The sequence below is a fragment of the uncultured Shimia sp. genome (genome assembly GCF_947498095.1).
Lineage (GTDB): Bacteria > Pseudomonadota > Alphaproteobacteria > Rhodobacterales > Rhodobacteraceae > Shimia.
Genome location: NZ_CANMJE010000010.1, coordinates 12,384 through 29,996, shown reverse-complemented (window position 1 = coordinate 29,996; position 17,613 = coordinate 12,384). Strand labels below are relative to the sequence as shown.

At 56.3% G+C, this 17,613-nt stretch carries 22 protein-coding genes; 5 read left to right on the top strand and 17 right to left on the bottom strand.

Features of this window, described 5'->3' with window-relative positions; all coding sequences use genetic code 11:
- Nucleotides 1-85: 85 nt before the first annotated feature.
- On the top strand, nucleotides 86-1,153 hold the full coding sequence (gene zapE, locus Q0932_RS16140) for a cell division protein ZapE (protein WP_299355441.1): 1,068 nt from the start codon (nucleotides 86-88) through the stop codon (nucleotides 1,151-1,153).
- Between the two features lie 240 nt (nucleotides 1,154-1,393).
- Here the strand turns inward: zapE and Q0932_RS16135 are convergent, their stop codons facing one another.
- The 3 genes from Q0932_RS16135 to Q0932_RS16125 all read right to left on the bottom strand — a co-directional run bounded on the left by Q0932_RS16135 (nucleotide 1,394) and on the right by Q0932_RS16125 (nucleotide 4,578).
- Nucleotides 1,394-2,662: a folylpolyglutamate synthase/dihydrofolate synthase family protein gene (locus tag Q0932_RS16135; protein WP_299355439.1), complete on the bottom strand. Its 1,269-nt coding sequence runs from the start codon at nucleotides 2,660-2,662 to the stop codon at nucleotides 1,394-1,396.
- Between the two features lie 2 nt (nucleotides 2,663-2,664).
- Nucleotides 2,665-3,624 (bottom strand): acetyl-CoA carboxylase, carboxyltransferase subunit beta, encoded by a 960-nt coding sequence (accD, locus tag Q0932_RS16130; RefSeq protein ID WP_299355436.1) that lies wholly within the window; start codon nucleotides 3,622-3,624, stop codon nucleotides 2,665-2,667.
- A gap of 72 nt (nucleotides 3,625-3,696) precedes the next feature.
- Nucleotides 3,697-4,578 (bottom strand): CPBP family intramembrane metalloprotease, encoded by an 882-nt coding sequence (locus tag Q0932_RS16125; RefSeq protein ID WP_299355433.1) that lies wholly within the window; start codon nucleotides 4,576-4,578, stop codon nucleotides 3,697-3,699.
- A 200-nt stretch (nucleotides 4,579-4,778) separates the two neighbouring features.
- Between Q0932_RS16125 and Q0932_RS16120 the strand changes: the two genes are divergently transcribed.
- Together Q0932_RS16120 and Q0932_RS16115 are read left to right on the top strand one after the other, a co-directional pair.
- The gene (locus tag Q0932_RS16120; RefSeq protein ID WP_299355430.1) at nucleotides 4,779-5,552 is read left to right on the top strand and encodes a DUF6478 family protein; all 774 of its coding nucleotides are present in this window, start codon (nucleotides 4,779-4,781) and stop codon (nucleotides 5,550-5,552) included.
- Between the two features lie 11 nt (nucleotides 5,553-5,563).
- The gene (locus Q0932_RS16115) at nucleotides 5,564-5,941 is read left to right on the top strand and encodes a hypothetical protein (RefSeq protein WP_299355427.1); all 378 of its coding nucleotides are present in this window, start codon (nucleotides 5,564-5,566) and stop codon (nucleotides 5,939-5,941) included.
- A gap of 6 nt (nucleotides 5,942-5,947) precedes the next feature.
- On the opposite strand, the gene Q0932_RS16110 is transcribed toward Q0932_RS16115, so the two are convergent.
- Both Q0932_RS16110 and Q0932_RS16105 read right to left on the bottom strand, forming a co-directional pair.
- Complete coding sequence (locus Q0932_RS16110) at nucleotides 5,948-6,832, bottom strand: amidohydrolase family protein (protein WP_299355424.1); 885 nt, start codon at nucleotides 6,830-6,832, stop codon at nucleotides 5,948-5,950.
- Nucleotides 6,833-6,890: 58 nt separating this feature from the next.
- Nucleotides 6,891-7,652, bottom strand: coding sequence for an SDR family oxidoreductase (locus Q0932_RS16105; protein WP_299355421.1), 762 nt, complete (start codon nucleotides 7,650-7,652; stop codon nucleotides 6,891-6,893).
- Nucleotides 7,653-7,852: 200 nt separating this feature from the next.
- On the opposite strand from Q0932_RS16105, the gene Q0932_RS16100 reads away from it, so the two are divergent.
- Nucleotides 7,853-9,880 (top strand): NADPH-dependent 2,4-dienoyl-CoA reductase, encoded by a 2,028-nt coding sequence (locus Q0932_RS16100; protein WP_299355418.1) that lies wholly within the window; start codon nucleotides 7,853-7,855, stop codon nucleotides 9,878-9,880.
- Between the two features lie 3 nt (nucleotides 9,881-9,883).
- Here the strand turns inward: Q0932_RS16100 and Q0932_RS16095 are convergent, their stop codons facing one another.
- A complete protein-coding gene (locus tag Q0932_RS16095; protein ID WP_299355415.1) occupies nucleotides 9,884-10,813 on the bottom strand; it encodes a homocysteine S-methyltransferase family protein in 930 nt (309 codons plus the stop codon).
- 143 nt (nucleotides 10,814-10,956) lie between these two features.
- Here Q0932_RS16095 and Q0932_RS16090 point away from each other — a divergent pair, with 143 nt between their 5' ends.
- Nucleotides 10,957-11,865 (top strand): AEC family transporter, encoded by a 909-nt coding sequence (locus Q0932_RS16090; protein ID WP_299355412.1) that lies wholly within the window; start codon nucleotides 10,957-10,959, stop codon nucleotides 11,863-11,865.
- 332 nt (nucleotides 11,866-12,197) lie between these two features.
- Here the strand turns inward: Q0932_RS16090 and Q0932_RS16085 are convergent, their stop codons facing one another.
- From Q0932_RS16085 to Q0932_RS16035, 11 genes are all read right to left on the bottom strand, one after another.
- Nucleotides 12,198-12,548 (bottom strand): hypothetical protein, encoded by a 351-nt coding sequence (locus tag Q0932_RS16085; RefSeq protein ID WP_299355409.1) that lies wholly within the window; start codon nucleotides 12,546-12,548, stop codon nucleotides 12,198-12,200.
- A gap of 14 nt (nucleotides 12,549-12,562) precedes the next feature.
- A complete protein-coding gene (locus Q0932_RS16080; protein ID WP_299355406.1) occupies nucleotides 12,563-12,871 on the bottom strand; it encodes a hypothetical protein in 309 nt (102 codons plus the stop codon).
- On the bottom strand, nucleotides 12,864-13,034 hold the full coding sequence (locus Q0932_RS16075) for a hypothetical protein (protein ID WP_299355403.1): 171 nt from the start codon (nucleotides 13,032-13,034) through the stop codon (nucleotides 12,864-12,866). Before Q0932_RS16075 ends, Q0932_RS16080 begins: the two co-directional genes overlap by 8 nt.
- A complete protein-coding gene (locus tag Q0932_RS16070; protein WP_299355400.1) occupies nucleotides 13,025-13,204 on the bottom strand; it encodes a hypothetical protein in 180 nt (59 codons plus the stop codon). The genes Q0932_RS16075 and Q0932_RS16070 overlap by 10 nt, the downstream gene beginning before the upstream one ends.
- A complete protein-coding gene (locus Q0932_RS16065) occupies nucleotides 13,201-13,383 on the bottom strand; it encodes a hypothetical protein (RefSeq protein ID WP_299355397.1) in 183 nt (60 codons plus the stop codon). The genes Q0932_RS16070 and Q0932_RS16065 overlap by 4 nt, the downstream gene beginning before the upstream one ends.
- The gene (locus Q0932_RS16060) at nucleotides 13,364-13,603 is read right to left on the bottom strand and encodes a hypothetical protein (RefSeq protein WP_299355394.1); all 240 of its coding nucleotides are present in this window, start codon (nucleotides 13,601-13,603) and stop codon (nucleotides 13,364-13,366) included. Before Q0932_RS16060 ends, Q0932_RS16065 begins: the two co-directional genes overlap by 20 nt.
- 302 nt (nucleotides 13,604-13,905) lie before the next feature.
- The gene (locus tag Q0932_RS16055; RefSeq protein WP_299355391.1) at nucleotides 13,906-15,273 is read right to left on the bottom strand and encodes a phage major capsid protein; all 1,368 of its coding nucleotides are present in this window, start codon (nucleotides 15,271-15,273) and stop codon (nucleotides 13,906-13,908) included.
- The gene (locus tag Q0932_RS16050; protein ID WP_299355388.1) at nucleotides 15,270-15,617 is read right to left on the bottom strand and encodes a hypothetical protein; all 348 of its coding nucleotides are present in this window, start codon (nucleotides 15,615-15,617) and stop codon (nucleotides 15,270-15,272) included. The genes Q0932_RS16055 and Q0932_RS16050 overlap by 4 nt, the downstream gene beginning before the upstream one ends.
- 2 nt (nucleotides 15,618-15,619) lie before the next feature.
- Nucleotides 15,620-16,180, bottom strand: a complete 561-nt coding sequence (locus Q0932_RS16045) for a hypothetical protein (protein ID WP_299355385.1) — start codon at nucleotides 16,178-16,180, stop codon at nucleotides 15,620-15,622.
- 308 nt (nucleotides 16,181-16,488) lie between these two features.
- Entirely contained in the window at nucleotides 16,489-16,725 is a 237-nt protein-coding gene (locus Q0932_RS16040; protein ID WP_299355382.1) for a hypothetical protein, read from the bottom strand.
- Between the two features lie 23 nt (nucleotides 16,726-16,748).
- On the bottom strand, nucleotides 16,749-17,240 hold the full coding sequence (locus tag Q0932_RS16035; protein ID WP_299355380.1) for a hypothetical protein: 492 nt from the start codon (nucleotides 17,238-17,240) through the stop codon (nucleotides 16,749-16,751).
- Nucleotides 17,241-17,613: the final 373 nt, after the last annotated feature.

Here is a 17,613-nt window from a genome sequence, read left to right as displayed (position 1 = left end):
GGTCAATTCAAGATTTGTGAACCGCCTCATCAACTTCCGTCACGAGCATCTTTTCTCATGGCCGCGTATTGGATAAGGGAGAGTGATGGAAACACTGCCCGAGATATATGCCGCCAAGGTGGCTGCCGGAGAGCTGCACTACGACGACGCTCAAGAGGCGGTTCTGCCCGAGTTTGAACGGATCCGGGCCGAGGTCGAGAAACCTGTCAAAAAGGGCTGGTTTCGCAAGTCGGCCCCGGAACAGATCGATGGCTTGTATCTGTGGGGCGGTGTGGGGCGTGGTAAGTCCATGCTGATGGACCTGTTTGTCGACTCGCTGACCGCGCCGGTGCGTCGCGTGCATTTTCATGCCTTTATGCAGGAAATCCACGGCGCCATGCACGAAGCCCGTCAGCGCGGCGTCGAAGATGCGATCCAGCCCGTCGCCCAATCTGTTGCTCAGTCCGTGCGGGTTCTGGCGTTTGATGAGATGCAGATCACAGACATTACGGATGCGATGATTGTTGGACGTCTGTTCGAACAGCTGTTTGAGGCAGGTGTCGTGATTGTCACCACATCAAACCGTGTACCGGATGACCTCTATCAGCACGGTTTGAACCGACAGCTTTTCCTGCCTTTCATAGCGCTGATCAAAGAGCGCCTGACCGTCTGGGAGTTGGCCAGCCCCAATGACTATCGCCAAAACCGACTGCAGGGGAACCAGGTCTATTTTGTTCAGGCGGGGCACGAGGCACGCTCGGACATTCAAGCGATTTGGCAGGACCTGACAGGTGGGGCAGCAGAGCCGCTGACGCTGACCGTAAAGGGGCGCAGTGTTGTTTTGCCCGCTTTTAGAAATGGTGTGGCGCGAGCCAGCTTTTTTGATTTGTGCGGCACAATGCTGGGGCCCGGTGACTACCTGGCGATTGCCGATGCGATCAAGGTCTTGGTTTTGGAAGATATTCCACGTTTGTCGCGGCATAACTTTAACGAAGCCAAACGCTTTGTGATCCTGGTCGATGCGCTTTACGAGGCCAAGGTGCGGCTGATCTGTTCTGCGGCGTCGGAACCCGAGATGCTCTACATCGAAGGAGAAGGCATGTTTGAGTTTGAGCGCACTGCCAGCCGACTACGCGAAATGCAGGACGAAAGCTGGGGACAGGACGCAGCCTGAGAGTTTTCAAAACGGTCTGCGCGAATTGTTAGGGGGGTGCCCCTGCACCCCCCATTCTTACCTGCCTGCCTGTCCCGATAATCCGTAACAAGTTTCCCGTTTGTTTGCTTATGCTTCGCAGGGAAACCCGAAATTTTTTTGACTATAGGCGGGGTGATTCGAATCAGTCAATGGGGCGTGATTCGCAGAACGCCGAATCACTTGATTTGATTCGGTTTTTTCTTTGCGGCTCGTGGGTTGTCAGCCGTTTTCGCGAAGGATTGCGCCCGCAAGGTAGAGCGATCCACAAATCAGGACCCGTGCTTTTGGGTCTGCTTTCGAAATGTCCGACAGCGCCTGCGCCACTGTGTCTGCAGACTGTGCTTTCATACCAATGGCTTTTGCGGCGGCTTCTGTTTCATGCGCGGGTAAGGTGTTTGCCTCGCCCGGAATGGACACTGCGGTCAGGCTATCAGACTGGGCTGCCAATGGTTCGAGGTATCCCGAGATGTCCTTTGTGTTCAGCATGCCGCAGATCAGATGCGTTGGCCGCTTGGGCAAATCGGCAAGAACTTTGGCGAGTGCAAAGCCCGCCGCAGCATTGTGCCCGCCGTCCAGCCACAACTCGATCTCTGGAGCCGCTTCAGTCAGCGGGCCATGCCGCAGCCGTTGCATGCGCGCGGGCCATTCGGCATTTGTCATCGCCGCCTCGCAAGCGGCTTCATCCGCACCGAGGTGACGCAAGGCCGCAATCGCAGCGCCTGCGTTTTGAATTTGGTGGTCACCCCGCAGCGCGGGCAATGGCAGATCAAGTAAACCGGCCTCGTCCTGATAGACCAACCGTCCGTGTTCCTGCGAGACGTGCCAATGCTGCCCATGCACAAGCAAAGGCGCCCCTAGCCGCATGGCCGTCGCCTCGATCACCTCAAGCGCTTCGTCTTGTTGTGGCCCTACCACACAGGGCACGCCGCGTTTAATGATGCCGGCCTTCTCGGCAGCGATCTTGGCTAATGTGTTTCCGAGAAACTGTTCGTGGTCGATCGAGACCGGCGTGATGATTGTCAGCGCAGGTGAGTCGATCACATTGGTTGCGTCCAAGCGGCCACCCAGCCCAACCTCTAACAGCGTATAGTCTGCCGGAGTCCGCGCAAAACCTAACAAGGCCGCACAGGTCGTGATCTCGAAATAGGTTATGTCGACGCCGCTGTTCTTGGCGTAACACTCATCCAGAATGGCTGCCAGGTCGTCCTCGGAAATGAGATTTCCAGCCAGCCGGATGCGCTCGTGAAAGCGCGCCAGATGCGGTGAGGTATAGGCGTGTACCGAGTGGCCCGCACCTTCCAATCCCGCACGGATCATGGATTGCGTTGACCCCTTGCCATTGGTGCCGGCGATGTGGATCACCGGTGGCAGGCGGTTTTGCGGGTTGTCCAACGCGTCCAGTAAACGCCAGACACGGTCCAGCGTCAGGTCGATGATTTTCGGGTGAAGCGCCATCATCCGCGAGAGGATGGCGTCCGATGTTTGCATGCTCACTTTTTCTTGGCCGTTTTGCTCTCGTCTGTCGTTGACGTGCCCGATTTGGCCTCGGCCTCGGCCTTTTCAACGGCTTCGGGCGACGGCAGATCACCTTTCACGGCCGGAGGCATTCCCAGCAGCATTCGAGTGATGGTGATCAATTCGTCCCGCATCTCGGTGCGTGGCGTGACGCGGTCCAACATGCCGTGGTCCAACAGATATTCAGCGCGTTGGAATCCTTCGGGCAGTTTTTCGCGAATGGTCTGTTCGATCACTCGTGGTCCCGCGAAACAGATCAGTGCATTGGGTTCAGCAATCTGCACGTCGCCCAACATGGCATAGGACGCGGTCACACCACCCGTGGTCGGATGGGTCAGAACAACGATATACGGCAGGCCTGCTTCTTTCAGCATCTGCACGGCGACCGTGGTGCGTGGCATCTGCATCAGAGATAGGATGCCTTCCTGCATGCGTGCGCCACCAGCGGCGGAGAATAGAACCAAAGGGCGCTTTAGCTTAACTGCACGTTGTGCGGCCGCGATAATCGCGTTGCCCACATACATGCCCATAGACCCGCCCATAAAGCTAAAGTCCTGACAGGCGGCAACAATCGGGGTACGTCCGATCTCGCCTTCGGCCACAAGCATGGCCTCTTTCTCGCTGGTCTTTTTCTGGGCTGCCTTCATCCGCTCGGGATATTTCTTCTGGTCGCGGAATTGCAGCGGATCGGCGGTCGGGGCCGGCACGTCAACTTCGGTGAAGATGCCACCGTCAAACAGGGCAATGAACCGGTCGCGTGCGGTGATGGCCATATGGTGTCCGCATTGTGTGCAAACGTTCAGATTGCTCGACAACTCACGGTGAAACAGCATCGTGCCGCATTCATCGCATTTCGACCACAGATTATCCGGCGTTTCCCGACGCGAAAAGATCGAGTTGATCCGGGGGCGGACATAGTTGGTGATCCAGTTCATGCGCAATCCTTCTCATGTCTGGCCGTAAAGAACGGTTTGTCGTCAGATAAGACGCCACGTCAGGAAATGCAATCAGCGCCGTATCGCGATGCGCCCAATCAGCCAGCAACATAGAACCATCAGGCCTTCTAGTGGCAAAACCTGCCGCATCAGGTCCGTATCTTGCGGTCCAAACGGTACGACGTAAAGGGCAACACCATCCCAATAGCCTTGGGTCGAGGTAATCAGCATTGCGCTAACGTTGTTGGCCAGGTGTAAAGCAATGGCTGGACCAAGATTACCCGAGCGGGCTGTCAGATCTGCCGCGGCAAGCGCAAAAAGTGTCGACCAAATGGCCAGCGGCAAAGCGTTGGCGCCGTAAGTCGCGGGTTCAAAGTGCAGAGCACCAAACAACAGCGACGGCAAAACCATCCACACCAGCGGAGAGCGAAACTGTGCTGCCAGCTGGCTTTGCAAATAGCCCCTGAACAACAGCTCTTCAGTACCAACCTGGATCAGGATCAACAGAAGGGAAAAGGGCGCGAGAACCAACCAGGCCGAAAAATCCATGTTCCTGATCGGTGTCATTGCCTCGGGGGCTGGTAACAGGGCCATCACGAGAAACAGCAGAATGAGGGGCCGCAACACACGACGAAAGTCCAGCATGAAAAGGATGCGAGGCCCAATCAGCGTCATCAATGTCCGCGCGTGAAGCATCTGCAAGACAACCGCCAACACCAATAGCAGCGGCCAGAAATTCGCCAGCATGATCCACAAAGCACGCGGTGTGCGACCATCCCACAGTTCATTCAGGATAAGATCCCATTCCGGTAGCTGTTCGAGCAGTCGAAAATACACAAGGCTGAGCATGAAAAACCCAGCCACAATCAGCGCGATTCCTGCCAAAAGACGACCAACACCGGCAGAGGGGCGTGCATGGGCAACCAGAACTTCGTGCAATCGATAACGGCTCATGACATCGGCTTGCCCGTTTTTTGTCGTTCCGGCAAGGGCGCATCGTCGTGTAGGACAAGTGACTGCAACGATTTGAATAAAATGCGCGACAACTGCCATTGGTTGTTTGTTTCGTGCAAACCAATCCGATACATAATGAAAAAGACCACCGGGTATTGTTTCGCGTATGGAAACGGCATCTGAAGCGGAGAAGTGTGTGTATGGGGCAAGGTAAGACAGGGTTCGTTCAACGACTCTATCAGAAAGGGTTGGCGCGCTATTGGGCGCGAAATGCTCGTGTTGCGTCCGAGACCAATCTTGGCACCCTGCGATTTCAGCGTCAGCGCGCCCGCAAGCTGCGCCAACACTTGAACACGTTGATCTCTATTTCCGAAAGCCGTTTGGCTTTGCCTCAAATCGGCTCAAATGCCTTTCACAAGCCCCATGGCACAGATTGGGCGTGGCGCCCGCAGCTGTGGCGCGCACCGCTGGATCGTCCCGGAGTGTCGTCGGCACCAAACCGTGAAATGCTGGGCGATGAGGTCACACTGTTCCATGATTGCCGGGTCTCCGAGCTGACCATGCGCCAACTGCGCAACACGCGCGAGGCGGATTTGGCGCCGTTTGGTCTACGGCTTGATGTTTTCCGGTTTGACGGGTCGTTCCTGTCGCTCGTCGTTGATCTGCCTGCACCGGCGGTGGATGGTTTGAAACGCAATCACTTGATCCGGCTGGACACGATTGTAGAGCTTGAAAAACCGCTGGAAATTTTTGCCCGTCTCAACATCAAACATGGTCCAAACACGGAACAGATCGTACGAGAGCTGCCGCTCAACGAAGAAGAGATCATGGTCGAGTTTGATCTGGCCTATTCGAAGCTCAATGAAAAACGTGTGGAAAAGGCCTGGATTGATTTGATTTTTGAAGGGCCCGAGATGAACCAGATCATCCTTCGCGATGTCACAATCAGCCGCCGCCCACGGGCAGAATTCTAGGAGACCCGACAATGAGTGATTGGACGCTGACCAAGACCCGACTATTCGAAGGTATCTGGGAAGGAGTGCTGACGCGTGCCGGAACTGGCAGCGCTGCGCCGAACCTTCGCGTGACGTTTTTGGATTCACCCGTTCATGGGGTGCAGGTAAAAGAAGATGCGCCGCAAAATCGTTGGGTCGTTCGTATCCCAATTCCGACCGAGGCGATTGCGGATGGGGTTCAGACCTTCCTCATAAGTGACGGGGATTCGGGAGCGCTATTGGACAAGATCACCATGATTTCTGGCGAAGTGCTGGCCGACGACATCAGATCCGAAATGGATCTTTTGCGGGCAGAGTTGGACATGCTCAAACGCGCCTTTCGGCGTCATTGCGTAGAAACGATGTAGCGCCGCCTAACGTGTGCCTATCAACGTGTTCGAGATGTCACGACCAAAGTAGCGTTCGGCATTCTTGTAAGCGATTTTTTCAGCCACCTTGCGCGGCAGGAACGACAACCACTTGCGATTTGACTGCATGATAGCGTCGTAGTCGTCCCATTGCCCGTTGACCCATGTATCGCTGCCGATCATCAACCGATCTTGAAACGTAAAGATGATCGCCTTCCAATCCGGGTTGAGCTGACCGCCGCTCAGGATCGAGTATTCCTTGAGTGACGTGTCTGCCAAAAGATCGGGATACTCTGCCATGAGATCGTAAATCGCCGGCGCCCTTTCCCCGAGGCCCGCATGGGCCCAGATGATCTTGACCTCTGGATCAAGACTGTAGAGCCAGCGTATCGGTTCCGTGCCGCTATGCACATGCAAATAGATGTCACGCTCGCGCGCCATCCGGATCACTTCGCGAAACAGCGGCTCATCGCTGGTGTCGAGGCGGTGGATGTGAAATTCGCCAATGCCTTCATGTGGGTAGGTGTTGAGGCGTTTCTCCAGATATGCCTGCATGTTTTTGGCTTTGGCCCAGTTCGAAGACCCGACGTCCCCGTGGTAGGGGCGCAATTCGGGAACAATCCGGTTTGGGGCATACTCCCACAACATGATCGTGCCCTCGTCAGGTGTTGAAGACACCAGCGCCATGGCCACGCCGTTGCGATCCATCAATTCAATAACACTGTCCACCGGATAGGCGTCCCATGCGGGTTCCTTGTAGTGCATGTGGGCATCAAACAGCGGCAAGTCTGAGATCGCTTCACCGATCGGAGCGGCATCATCTGCGTGAACGCTCGAGTTCACGAGCGAAAGGCATAAAACAAGACAAATCTGGCGGATCAGGGACGACATGGCAGGTCCTTTGTTGTGGTTACTTTCAGGATGGCCCACTGCAGCTTTTCGTCAAGCCTCAGTAGTGCGTTGTGTATCCACCATCCACCGCCAGAACCTGCCCGGTCACATAACTTGCTGCGGGTGAGGCCAGAAACAGAACGGCCGGCGCCAGCTCTGCCGGTTCCCCCCACCGGCCCAGCGAGGTCGCATCCTCGAGGCGCTGGGCAATGGCCGGATTCTTAGCATTGGCGAGGTTCGGAGTTGTCTTGAAGAAACCAGGTGCAATGGCGTTGACAGTGATTTCCCTTGGCCCCAACTCTGCAGCCAAGGCTTTGGTCAAGCCGTTAATACCGGCCTTGGCCGTGGTATAGGCCGCGTCGCCTGCCTGAGCGAGCAACCCTGCAATTGAAGAAATGTTCACGATCCGGCTGCCGTTGGGCATGATGGCTGCGGCTCGTTGGCATAGTCGAAATGGGGAAATCAGGTCCACGTCCAAGAGGCGCTGCAGGTCAGCCTTAGAAAACTCTGCCAATGCACGACGGTCGCGCATGCCTACATTGTTGACCAGAATGTCCAACCCGCCCGTGTTGATAATCTGTTCAAAGGCGGCATTCACGGCATCTTCATCCGCGACGTCAAATGGCAACGCTGTGGCATCGCCTCCTGCGTCGCAGATTGCCTGAGCGGCCTGTTCAGTTGCCTGATGATCCCGCCCGTTGACCCAGACCTTGGCACCTGCCTCGGCCAACAGCCGGGCGGCCTCGAACCCGAGACCACTGTTAGAACCCGTCACCAGTGCGGTTTTGCCGGTCAGTGAAAAAACACCATAGTCAGACATGCGCGTCCCCTTGTTTCAACTGACATTGTGCCAAGACAGCGATAAGGGGGCCACCCCAAACACACTTTGACTGGCTTAGAGAGTGTGATTTGATGCGTAGACCTTGTTTTACGCAGCGTCCCCCGTTCGGCTTGACGCCGCGTTCCAAATGACAAGGTCGCTGCTTTACGTTTTGGTAAAGCAAATTTCTGGAGGCCCATATGACCGATTATCCGCACCTGCTCGCGCCGCTTGACCTTGGTTTTACCACCCTGAAAAATCGTGTGTTGATGGGGTCTATGCACACAGGCCTCGAAGAGACCAAGGACTGGAACCGCGTTGCCGAGTTTTATGCTGAACGGGCGCGTGGCGGGGTGGCGTTGATTGTGACCGGCGGTATGGCTCCTTCGAAAGAGGGCGGTGTGTTTCCAGGTGCGGCCGGGCTGTTCAACGATCAGGATATCGCCAACCACAAAGTTGTGACGGATCGCGTCCATGAGGCCGGTGGAAAGATCGCGATGCAAATCCTGCACGCGGGTCGCTATGCCTATGGTCCGGAGTGTGTTTCAGCCTCACCGGTGAAGTCTCCGATCTCTCCGTTCCCGCCCAAAGAATTGGACGAGGAAGGTATTGAAAAACAAATTCTGGATTTCGTCACCGCAACAGTGCGGGCTCGCGAAGCTGGGTATGACGGTGTCGAGATTATGGGGTCGGAAGGATACTTCCTGAACCAGTTCCTTGTTACCCATGTGAACAAGCGCACCGACCGTTGGGGCGGCTCTTATGAAAACCGCATGCGTCTGCCGGTTGAGGTGGTGCGCCGCTGCCGCGAAGCCGTGGGAGAGGACTTTATCATCATCTACCGTCTGTCGATGATTGATCTCATTCCCAATGGCTCAACCCACGAAGAGGTCGTCGTGCTTGCCAAGGCGGTTGAAGAGGCGGGCGCAACCATCATCAACACAGGTATCGGCTGGCACGAGGCACGCATCCCGACGATTGCCACCTCGGTGCCGCGCCGCGCCTTTGCCTGGGTAACCAAGAAGCTGATGGGCAAGGTGGACATTCCGATTATCACCTCGAATCGGATCAATATGCCTGACGTCGCCGAAGACGTCTTGGCCGAAGGCTGCGCCGACATGGTATCTATGGCGCGTCCTTTCCTTGCGGATGCTGACTTTGTGAACAAAGCCGCGGCGGGTCAGGCCGACCTGATCGCACCGTGCATTGGCTGTAACCAAGCCTGTCTGGACCACACCTTTGGCGGCAAGCTGACGTCATGCCTCGTCAATCCGCGCGCATGCCACGAAACGGAGTTGGCCATCGCGCCCGCAGACACGCCCAAGACAGTGGCGGTTGTTGGTGCAGGTCCCGCCGGTCTTTCAACTGCAGTGACGGCGGCAGAGCGTGGTCACAAGGTCACCCTGTTTGATCGCGCGGACAAGTTGGGAGGTCAGCTGAACGTCGCGAAGCAGATCCCAGGCAAAGAGGAATTCTGGGGGCTTGTCGATTGGTACGAGGCCAAGATTGCAGCCTCAGATATCACGGTCAAACTGGGGACAACGGCCACCGCCGATGACCTTGCGGATTATGATGAGGTTATCATCTCCACCGGTATCGTGCCGCGCGACCCGGGTATTCCCGGCAGCGACCGCCCCGAAGTGCTGAGCTATCTCGACGTCCTTCGCGATAAGAAACCTGTTGGCAAACGCGTGGCTGTCATCGGGGCAGGGGGCATCGGCTTTGATGTCTCTGAGTTTCTGGTTCACGAAGGTGAGAGCCTGACAGAGAACCTGCCGGACTGGATGAAGGAATGGGGCGTTGGTGATCCCGAGGAAACCCGTGGGGGTCTTGCGCCGGAAGGGCCACAACCCCACCCGGCGGCGCGCGAAGTCACACTGATGCAGCGCAAGGCCAAGGCGCTGGGCAAGGGGCTGGGTAAAACCACCGGTTGGATCCACCGCGCCGCGCTCAAAATGAAAAACGTGAACATGCTGGGTGGTGTGAACTACGAAAAGATAGACGACGATGGGCTGCACATCTCCTTTGGTGAGGCGCGTGAGAACCCACAAGTCATCGACGTCGACAACATCGTGATTTGCGCCGGGCAATTGCCAAACCGGACCCTCGCGGATGCGCTTGAGGAAAAAGGTGTGACATGCCACGTCATTGGCGGTGCTGATGTGGCCGCCGAGTTGGACGCCAAACGCGCCATCGATCAGGGTACGCGACTGGCGGCTAGCCTCTGATTTTTAACCGACGTTCTTTGCGATATGCGTCATGTGGCGCATATCCGTACCGCAGCACCCTCCAACAATCGAGATTTGAGGGTGCCTGCGGCGAATGTCAGCCAACTGCTGTCCCAACTCTTCAGGATTGCCAGAATCTAGCTCCGTTGCCTGATCCAGTTCGGCATGGCTGCACCGCGAGGCATTGGCCACGATCCCCTTTACACGTGACATCCCACCGGCATCGTTTAGCGTCGTCGCAAGATGATCAGGATGTGCGCAGTTGATCATGAAATAGCTGGCATACCCATCAGTAGCCTTGTCCACGGTTTCAATCGCTTGCCCAAGCGACTCTCCTGTGGGCAAGCGTCCATTAGTTTCGACCGTAAAGGAAACGATGACCGGTAGCGCGAATTTGCGCGCGGCGCGGACGAGACCAATCGCTTCTGCCGGATACGCCAGCGTGTAGGCGCTGATAAGGTCCGCGTCTGTCTCCGCCAACGTCGCCAACTGGGTTTCGTGATAGGCCTCGGCCTCAGTCGCATCCATTTGCGCGCTCGGCGCATAGGCATCATCCCGTGGCCCGACATTGGCGCTGATCACGGTTGGAAGATCTCCTTCGGCCTGGCGCAGTTCTGCCATTAGCTCAATGGCCGCCTTGTTCAGCTCAACCAACTGATCAGGTGAATAGCCGAGAGGTGCCGCGCGATCCTCGTTTGCCACCCACGTCGCACTTTCCAAAATAACGCCCAAACCTGACGCGCGCGCGACAGCCATCAGGTCGCGAAGATAGGCACGAAGGGTTTCCCGCCCTTGTTCGGTTTCCAGCAACGGATATGAGGCAAAACCTGGTAAATCGACGCCCTTGGTAAAGATCAGATCGGTTTCCATGCCCACGTAGGTCAGAAAAACAGTCTCGCCCATCTGGGGTAAGCTGTCGCGGTACTTGGGCATTTGTTTATCCTCGTGGGGCAGAAGATTTCGAATCTACCACGAAATCGGGTGTTGACCCAACACTACGCAATTCGTTGACACCCTGCGGCATGCTGTGACGCTTAAGTGATTGCTGATGACAGGGATTGTGCCTAGATGGACACATGGTGTTCGTATCAATCCTCCTCGGCCTATTGCCCAGTTTCCTGATGGTGATCTTGGGAGGCCTGGTGCGCAATCGCCTGTCGGTGAATGCGTGGCAGGGTCTGGACAAGCTGAATTTCGAGATTCTCTTTCCGACGCTGATCTTTGTCGCGGCCTCAGGGCGCCCCATCGCTGTTGGTGATATCCTGAGTATCGGCCCTGCGGTCTGGGCCATTCTGACACTGGGACTGTGTGTCGGGTATCTGGCCCGCCCGTTTGGGCCGGAGCGTTTTGTCGACTTTGCCGGGTCGTGGCAGGTTGCGTGGCGGTTTAACACTGCAATGGCCTTTGTGGCGGTCGGTACGTTGTCTTCTCCGCCATTGGGTGAGTTGGCCGTCGCTGTAGGGTTGGCCATTCCGGTGGCCAACGTGTTCGCCGTCACCGCGTTGTCCCGTGGTAGCGGCAGTGTGAAACAGACTTTGATAAAAGTGGCCACTAACCCATTTCTGATTGCAAGTGTGTCCGGTGTGATCGTTGGGCTGAGCGGCGTGACGATACCGGCGCCCATCATGGCCCCGCTGGAAATGCTGGCGCAGGCTGCCATTCCCGTTGCGTTGATCTCAGTCGGAGCCACAATGAACTGGGGTGCATTGGCGCGGCTTAATCGGTTCAGTGGCATTATTACGGCGACGAAACTATTGGTGCTGCCGACTGTGACACTTATTGGATGTCTTGCGTTCAGAATCGAAAGCCCAATCGCCCAGACGCTTGTGTTGTTCGCATCAATGCCCACGGCGTCTGCCGCTCACGTTCTGGCTGCAGGCTTTGGTGCAGATCGCGAATTGGCAGCCACGCTCGTAGCGCAATCCACCTTGCTGGCGGCTGCAACTCTACCGGTTTGGATAACGCTGATCGAAGTGCTCCTGTAGCTGACGAAACCGATTGTTTCATCGCTTCCACAACAGCGCCGGATGGCCGCGAGACCCAACGGGGACGGGTTCTGCGGCTATTGGCGTCTGAGGCGATGGGGGGACGATGGGGGGACGAGAGACTAGTCTTTGTCGTCCTTATTTGCGTCTCGAATGTGCTTTGGTGGTCTCTGCCTAGCCATTGGGTCATCCTCGGTTGTTGCGATGTCCCAAAGAGATCACACGCGGGGATGTCTCAACAATGTTTGCGGCTATGGTTATAGCGGACCATATGCCAAGCGCACTCGGATGTACCTCCCGTTGGCGGGGCGATACCGCCAGATATCGGTGTATCAGTCGTCCTCTGGGGGTACGGTCGCGCAGACACCGCGTAGAAGGCATTGATATAGAAAATCCGCCTCCAATTCCGTGATGTCGGCAATCCAACACGCCGCGCTGGCTAGAAACTCGTTAAATTCTTCGTGGTGTTTTCGTCTGGTGCCGTTCTTGTGTAGGCGTACCGCCTCGTTGATGTTGGCGACCGCTGCGGTGATAGCGAATAGTGCTAGCTTATCCTCCTTGCCGTTGACCGATGAGTGAATACCCAGCGGCAATGCCGAAACCAGAACGCTAACAGCAGGCTGGTATCTCTTCGGCAGGAAAGTGCGTTCTAATGATACAGCGCTAGCTGGCGATTGAGACATCAAGCCGTGCTCCCCTATGACAGCGTTGTACCGCGAGGGATTGTTCGCTGTGCCGACTGCCTGCCGACCCAAAGAGCGACGTCTTCGCCGACATCGCGGCCCTCTTCCAAGGCGATGTCGATGGTCGCCAGGACAGACGACACATCAATCTTGCTCGGCGGCGTCGAAGCACCAACGTACATCTGCGCGGCAATAGTGGCATACATCTGATTGCCTAGCGCCTCTCCCTTGAGATGTCGAAAATTGGGATCGTCAGCCATTTTCCCAGCCAACTGGCAGAGATCGAACAGCGTCGCTAAAAGTTCAGGCTCAAAGTCATCCATCGTAGCACCAATCAGTCTTACCCATCTGGGCCGTTAGGTGGTTCCAAATTTTCACATATTCGGACCAAAACAGCGGGCGTCCCAATTCTTTCTGGACCGACGCTGCAACGGCGTCGCGGTCATACTCGGGACGCGGCTCCCAGTTGGTGTCATCTAACGGCATTTTTCCAACTCCTTTTCCAAGGCGGCTGCAGCAGACACCAACCCTGCCTTCCGACAATCTATCAGTCGGGCAGCGAGGGTCTGCCGCTTGGTTTCGCCACGCACGAATTTGGCGTTCTGCACTTGGGCAACTTGGACAACGTCGGGTTCGGCCTTTTTACGGGTCGTCATGGCGTCAAATCCGTCGCTAGAGCGTAGACGCGGTGCCAGACCGCAGCGTTGAGGCCGTTGGATTGTCCCATCTGAACCAACCCCTCCATCGTTGTACCCTGCACTGGCTTGTTGATGTCGAAACGCGCCTCGTCAAATGTCCCAACCAGAGTGCCTTGCTTATTTCTCTTTGCGATCACGGTATGCCTCCCATTGTGCTAGTTTGACGTAGGTGCGCTGGCCCACACCCTCGGCGTTGGTGACTACCCCCAGCGTCTTATTGATGGGCGAAACGTCCTTGATGGTCGAGGCGTCGATATGGTGCTGGCTGACACCGAATTTGTTATATGTCATCAGCGGGTTGTCGGGCATTGCGCCACCACCAGCGGTCGCGATCTTTGAAAAATCTCGGACTATCATTTTCGGGATTCCTTTCGCAATTTATTCGCAGCGGTCTTGGACAAACCCGTGGCTAGGCCAGTGTATTCCAATGACTGGCAAGCCCACTCGGCGCGCTTCAGCGTCCGGACGTGGATTGTCTGATTCCCCGAGAAACCATTGTCGAGCAGGTACAACCCAATAGCCTCGCGGATGCTCTCCGGGTGACTGATCCTGACCGGGTCGCCCTGCCTGATCGTGACGTCTGCCGCACATTGATTGTCACCACCGAAGCAGTGAGAGGTTCGGGATTGGCTTTGACGATGCGAGGCTGTGTCATAGTATCACCACCCAATGTTGGTCAAATACGCCACGGCTGGCTTTAACATTTTGTAGGTCATCGGAATTACCAGACGGATCGCGGTGGAACTTGTCTGGAACGTCGAACGCATCTCAGTAACAGGCAATGTCACGTCGCTGATGTGGATAGAGCCGCCACTATCATTCACTGCGTCGGTGTCGGCCATCGTCGGCGCAACGCCATCGTCGTCGGCCATCGCCAGAGTGACTGCGCTGCTTGTGTCGACGTGAACACCGTCCATCGCGACGACTAGACGGGCGGCATCAACGGCAATCGCGTGCTGAGAATTCATAAAGGGGCTGTGCAGAATTGGTATTCCAAACAAACCACCCGTCGCGGCGAGTTCGTCCCGCAGAGGAAAAGTATCCCCACTATCGCCTGTGACCATCTGCAAAGCCATATAGCGATCCGAGTGGATCAGGATCACTGGGTCCACCGCGTTGACGGCAGATAAATTGGTGCGGAGCCACTTGATGTCTTTCAGGATGCTAGCAAGCGTCGATCCGCCATCACTGCTGGTGTTGGTCGCGTTGTAGGTGATGGATGCTGGCCGGATGGCAGCGATTTCAGAAATGTTTGGGTCGAACATCGACGTATCCAAACCAGTTGAAGCATCCTCGCGAATGAAGTCTTCGATCAGTCTCAAGATCGCAGGATTAGATACGCGGATCAGTTCATCACTCGCCACGGCAATCGCGCCCATCTTATGGCGGGACAGCGTGACAGAACTAAACCGAGACTGCATTACTGGGATGGTCGCCCCTTCGCCGACCCAAGACGGTTTGATATCCCCCTTGGTACTATCGGCACGCTTGGCCCAAGTAAGGCTGTTTGCGCCGTTGAAAGGTTGAACACCGGAGCGGACGATTAGTTGGGCTGCACAAGACGTTTGGGCTAGGTCTTCCACAAATCCCATACTCATTGAGGTGGTCAGTTCAGCGCCCCAACCAGCGCTGGTGGTCGTGGCCACAGCTGTTGCATCGCGGATCACGTGTTGGTGGGTCCGTTTGGATTCCAACAGGCTTTCAATGTGGCCGTGGACGTGGCCCTTATCGACAGCCTGTTTCATTCCACCATATGACGCCAATGCCAAAGTACGAAGCGAGGATACCTTCGCCTGCTGTACGGCTTTTCGTGGTGCGGCGGGCGGTTTAACCGTCACATTGACCGGGCGATCAGCCTGCGCTTTGAGCGCCTTGTTCTCTGCCTGCACAGCAGCGAGTTTTCGGGCATTTGCCGGAGCGGCTTTGGCCACTTTCAATGCGTCATCGAAGGCAACGGCTTTCATTTCGTTGTCGAGGATTTGTCGGGCTTTGCGGTCGGCGGCGTCGTCGCCTTGGAATAGGGTCATTTGCGGTTCTCCAATGTCTTCTTGTGGCGAGCAGCCATTGTTTCGAGTTCATCCAAAGTCGGAGCGACGTCGTCATCATCGACAGTGCCACCGCCCAAATAGGCTGTTGTGGCCTTCTGGATTGTGTCGGCAACGTCTTTCCGAGTGACGTCCAAGGCACGCTCAATCGTGACTAGTCGCTTTGTGACTGGTCCCAACTCTTCCGCCAGTACGTCTGTGACAACATCCGTAACCGCCCCAATGCGAGCGTCGATCTCGGCAATAATATCAGCCTTCGAAATCGTCGGCTGGGGGGGCATTTGGCGTCGCTGGCTGGAAGCTGAGCGGAAGGGGTTCTGGGTCATTTTCAGGGTGTCTTTCTACGCTTAGCAGCGATTTGGCTTGCATCGAAAAAGGCGTGCTTGAGCCTCACCACTTTCGGGTGGCTGTGATCAAATTTTACTGAGGGGAGTACCGCTCGGTATTGTGCCAGCAGTGCAACGGATCGCAGTTCAGGTTCAGCATCTTCCAAACGAACCTTGGCTTGTTCTGCGGCCACTGCTGTTTTGCCTGAGGCAATCTCAGTGAGCGTGTCCAAAGATGGACAGTGAGGTTCCCCATCCGACATTCGAACCAGCATCGCAGCCAGTTCGGAAATTGGGCCACGTTGGGTTCCCAAATCAGTTTTTGATTTCAGAATGATATGCGCGAAATCGAAGTCACGGGCGGCGGCGTCAGCCTCGACAATCGCGTCTTCGACAGCCTTGTGTTCGCGGGCAAAACTAGCCGTCAGACGTTCACGTTCCACTGTAGCACCAGCAGTGCCATTTTCTTCGGCTTTCGAGGCTCTTGTGATTTCGGCACGGAGGAAAGGTGCCCGTGATACAAGTTTGCGGGCTAGTTTCGGCGCTGTAGTGATGTTGCGCATCCGTACGTCCTATAAATCAGGTACGTACATTTTATCACGCGAGGTATCTTGCGTGAATATATCGCTTTGTTGTCAATGTGTTACGGCGTCACAGTGTGTCCCAACAAATGCGGCGGCAACCGCGAAACGGGCAGCGCGTATGACATCTGAGTTTGGTTTTCGTCTGAGTATTTCGCGGTATATCGCGTATGTAAGATCAGCATTTTGGGGCGCTATGACAGCGCTCGGCCAAGAGTTGGGCATTGGTTGTATCTCCATGGTACACCCCACAAAACCACAGGCGATATACACCCAACAATGGGAAGACCTCAGGCGTCGTATGTCGGCGCTGGCCGGAGTTCCAATAGTGTTCGCCGCGCGTCCTCTTCCAACAGCGCAGCGATGTCTGGAATGCTTGCAAACTCTTCTGAATGGTACTGCAACATCGCTGCGTCCCGCGCTGCGGTAGCAAGCCGGATTTCGTCTAGGAAACCATCGGGCGGGTAGCGTTCCACAAGCGCGTCGAACACTTGGACGGCGTGTTGCCCCTCTGGGCCGTCCGGCAACACTACCTGCCTAGGGAAAGGTATCACGCAAGCAACCGTGGACCTTCGGGAGCGTCTTTGCCTTTCAGGACCTCTCGGGCCTCGCGCTCTGTTCTGGCTCTAGCGTCTTGAGGGCCACGGTCCTTTGATTTCGCTGGCTGGTAGCCTGCGGCTAGGTTGAGGCGACGCGCGATGGCTCCCAATGTCGCTTGCAAGTTGCTGTGAATTGTTGCCAGAGGGTTTGCGACAGGCGTTGTTCCATTGCGGCCCCCCATCACAGTCCATCCCTGTTGTTGCAGCTGAATGTAGACTGCTTCAACATCGGACACTAGACGAGCGTACCGCGCGACTTCCAACAAATCACCCTCGGCCCAGTCGCCGTGGGCGCGGTTCGTCTGGACTTTGTCGAAAACCTTCTGCGCTCGTCCGGCGGTTTCGGGATCGACTGGCAACTCGATCTCGTCTGGCCAAGAGTGCAGTTTCCCAGCAGAGGCGAGCGCGTCAGCCTGATCGTGATGGAAGTGGGATTTTGACATATCGAAAGCCTTTCGTCGGGTGTTCTGAGGGCCTCCAAAAGGCCACGGGATACCCCCCAAAAAATATCGACGAAGCCTCGCTGGCAATATCGGTCAGAATAAATTGGAAATGCCCGGAAATGCCCGCAATTGGCTCAAGGAATAGCCCCCAACGCGGTACGAAATGCCCCCTAAGCCTTTCTGGGCTACCTTCCTCTAGGTGTGAACCATCCCAAATATTCCAGCGGCTGGCGCGGCGATGCGTTCGGGGCGGTCGGCAGGTGGCAGATGACTTTCCAGCACGCGCAGTTCGACTGGGACAAAGCCCAACCTTGGCGCGGGCAAGCGGCGGTGCTGTGGTGTGACCAGCCCGCCCAACACGAGCCAACCGGAC